5 protein-coding genes are annotated in these 2,550 nt (G+C 60.0%); all 5 read right to left on the bottom strand.

Annotated features, from left to right (window positions below; translation table 11 throughout):
• Positions 1 to 17: 17 nt before the first annotated feature.
• Positions 18 to 356 carry a HopJ type III effector protein gene (locus ACE04F_RS18010; RefSeq protein ID WP_486108772.1) on the bottom strand — a complete coding sequence of 113 codons (339 nt, stop codon included), beginning with the start codon at positions 354 to 356 and terminating at the stop codon, positions 18 to 20.
• Entirely contained in the window at positions 349 to 645 is a 297-nt protein-coding gene (locus ACE04F_RS18015) for a DUF1244 domain-containing protein (RefSeq protein WP_486108774.1), read from the bottom strand. The genes ACE04F_RS18010 and ACE04F_RS18015 overlap by 8 nt, the downstream gene beginning before the upstream one ends.
• A gap of 97 nt (positions 646 to 742) precedes the next feature.
• Positions 743 to 1,123 carry a dihydroneopterin triphosphate 2'-epimerase gene (folX, locus tag ACE04F_RS18020; RefSeq protein WP_025211888.1) on the bottom strand — a complete coding sequence of 127 codons (381 nt, stop codon included), beginning with the start codon at positions 1,121 to 1,123 and terminating at the stop codon, positions 743 to 745.
• Positions 1,124 to 1,681: a GTP cyclohydrolase I FolE gene (folE, locus tag ACE04F_RS18025; RefSeq protein ID WP_486108776.1), complete on the bottom strand. Its 558-nt coding sequence runs from the start codon at positions 1,679 to 1,681 to the stop codon at positions 1,124 to 1,126.
• A 20-nt stretch (positions 1,682 to 1,701) separates the two neighbouring features.
• A complete protein-coding gene (gene folM / locus ACE04F_RS18030; protein ID WP_486108778.1) occupies positions 1,702 to 2,406 on the bottom strand; it encodes a dihydromonapterin reductase in 705 nt (234 codons plus the stop codon).
• Positions 2,407 to 2,550 lie beyond the last annotated feature (144 nt).

Consider the following 2,550-nt stretch of genomic DNA (forward strand, 5'->3'; position numbering starts at 1 on the left):
CCACAGAAGCGGGAAGGTCAGCGCCGTTGCAGCGGCTGCGCCTCGAATTTTACGCCGGCGAGACCATGGACCATCAACGCGCGGATATTGCCGTGATCACTGCCTTCGGGCGTGGCCAGTACCGAACGGTAATGCTCGCCAAACGCCAGGAGTGCTTCTTCATCGCTCAAGCCTTCAAGCAACGCCAGGCCGAGGGTCTTGCACGAACCTTCGTTCTGCCCGGCAGCGTTGTCTACGCCACCGTTGTTGAAGGCCTGGGGCTGGTAGTCATAGCCGGCAGCAATGAAGGCCAAGGTGTCGGCAAATACGTATTCGCCGCTCTTGAGGCTGGCGCGGAAGGAGTTCAGGTCAGGCATCGGAAGTTCCTTTGGCGAACGCCGCTTGCTGTTCGGCGCTGGCTTCTTTCTGGTATTGGGCTTTCCACTCGGCATAGGGCATGCCGTAGACGACTTCACGGGCATCGTCGAGGCTGACCTCGATCTGACGCTCGTCGGCGGCAGCCTTGTACCACTTCGACAGGCAGTTGCGGCAGAAGCCTGCGAGGTTCATCAGGTCGATGTTCTGCACATCCTTGCGGCTGTCCAGATGGGCAACCAGCCGGCGGAAGGCGGCGGCTTCGAGTTCGAGGCGTTGTTGATCGTTCATGGGAGTCTCTGCGAGACAGCTTCAAGCGGCGAGCTTCAAGCTGCAAGTGGGTTTGCGGTGTTCAGGCTTGAAGCTTACAGCTTGAAACTTTTGGCTGCTACGAAGTAGCCCTGCTTGCCGCGAGCGTAATCGATACGGACTCGGCGAAGCGCAAGGCGTGGGGCTTGTCGACTTCGACTTCGGCGTACAGCACGGATTCGTTGGCCATGACCAGGTCGAGCAGTTCCTGGGTCAGGCGTTCGAGCAAGGCGAAACGGTTGCCCTCCACATGTGCGATGATTGCCTTGGTGATGGTGCGGTAGTTCAGGGCGTGGTCGATGTCGTTGTCGCGCACTGCCTCTTGGGCTGCGTAGAGGATGGTCAGGTTGATCAACACATCCTGCTTGTTGAGGATCTCGTCCTCGTTGATGCCAATGAACGTACGCAGGCGCAGGTCCTTGACCTTGATACGCGCCATGGCGGGCTGAAGTTGTGGCATTTATTGGCTCCGTCGAATCAATTGCAGGAACTCCTGGCGCGTGGTGCTGGACTCGCGAAAGGCGCCAAGCATCACCGAGGTGTTCATCGTCGAGTTCTGTTTTTCGACACCGCGCATCATCATGCACATGTGCTGGGCTTCGATCACCACGGCAACGCCGGCGGCCTGGGTGACCTGCTGCACCGCGTCAGCGATTTGCCGGGTGAGGTTTTCCTGGATCTGCAGGCGACGGGCGAACATGTCCACCAGCCGGGCGATCTTCGACAGCCCCAGGACCTTGCCCGTAGGAATATAAGCCACATGGGCCTTTCCAATGAAGGGCAGCAAGTGATGTTCGCACAACGAATAGAGCTCGATGTCGGCGACGATCACCATTTCATCGCTGTCGGAGGCAAAAAGGGCGCCGTTGACGATCTGTTCGATGCTCTGCTCATAACCATGGCAAAGGTACTGCATGGCCTTGGCGGCTCGCACCGGTGTATCAAGCAGGCCTTCGCGTTCCGGGTCTTCGCCCAGGCCGATCAGGATCTCGCGGTAATGCTGCGGCGACAGGGCCATTGGCGCTTCCTCGGACGGGATTATTTGATGTGCCGCCCACCGTTGACGGTCAGGGTCGTGCCGGTGACGTAGGGGTTGTCCAACAGATAACGCAGGCTCTGGTAGATCACTTCACTGCCCGGCTCGATACCCAGCGCGGATTTGGCCAGGGCCTTGGCCCGATAGGCCGCATCGTCGTCGGGATTGAACAGTAGCAGGGCCGGGGCGATACCGTTGACCTTGATGGCGGGTGCGTATTTTGCCGCAAACGACAAGGTCAGGCTCTCGAGCCCGGCTTTGGTGGCGCAATAGGCGATGTGCCGACTGCTGCCCTTGCGGGTCACATCATCACTGATGTGCACGATGTCGGCCGGCACCGAGCGTTGCAGCAGCTCGGCGCACTGCAGGTTGATCAGGTAGGGCGCGAGCATGTGTACGCCAAACATTGCGCTGAAGGCGGCCGCCTCATCGCCTGGGGTTTCGGCCAGCCAGGCCGAAGCATTATGTACTACGGCGCGTAGCTGGTCGGTGTGCTGCTTGAGTTGCGCGATGAAGGCGAGGATCCCCGCTTCACTGGAAAAGTCGGCAAACAGCAGCGTGGCTCCAAGGTCGCGTAGCGTCTGCACGCCCGGGCGTTCGGTGCGATAGGTGGCGATGACCGGTTGCCCGTCTTCCAGCAACCGACGGGCGCAGTGCAGGCCGACACGCTGGGCTGCGCCGGTGATGAGGATCGGAGCGGTAGGCATGGGGCGGCTCGGTTTGCGATGGAAGCAAAACTATAGCAGTGCCGGATACCGTGTACCTATTGGCGACCGATACAGTGAATGCGTTGCCAATTTCACTGTGGGAGCGAGCCTGCTCGCGAAGGCGTTGGTCCAGCTGGATTCAAT

The organism is Pseudomonas sp. AGC41 (assembly GCF_057334555.1).

Excerpts from the sequence above, each read along its gene's own strand:
- ACE04F_RS18010 (WP_486108772.1), bottom strand. The coding sequence starts at position 356 with ATGCCTGACCTGAACTCCTTCCGCGCCAGCCTCAAGAGCGGCGAATAC.
- ACE04F_RS18015 (WP_486108774.1), bottom strand. The coding sequence starts at position 645 with ATGAACGATCAACAACGCCTCGAACTCGAAGCCGCCGCCTTCCGCCGG.
- folM (WP_486108778.1), bottom strand. The coding sequence starts at position 2,406 with ATGCCTACCGCTCCGATCCTCATCACCGGCGCAGCCCAGCGTGTCGGC.
- folE (WP_486108776.1), bottom strand. The coding sequence starts at position 1,681 with ATGGCCCTGTCGCCGCAGCATTACCGCGAGATCCTGATCGGCCTGGGC.
- folX (WP_025211888.1), bottom strand. The coding sequence starts at position 1,123 with ATGCCACAACTTCAGCCCGCCATGGCGCGTATCAAGGTCAAGGACCTG.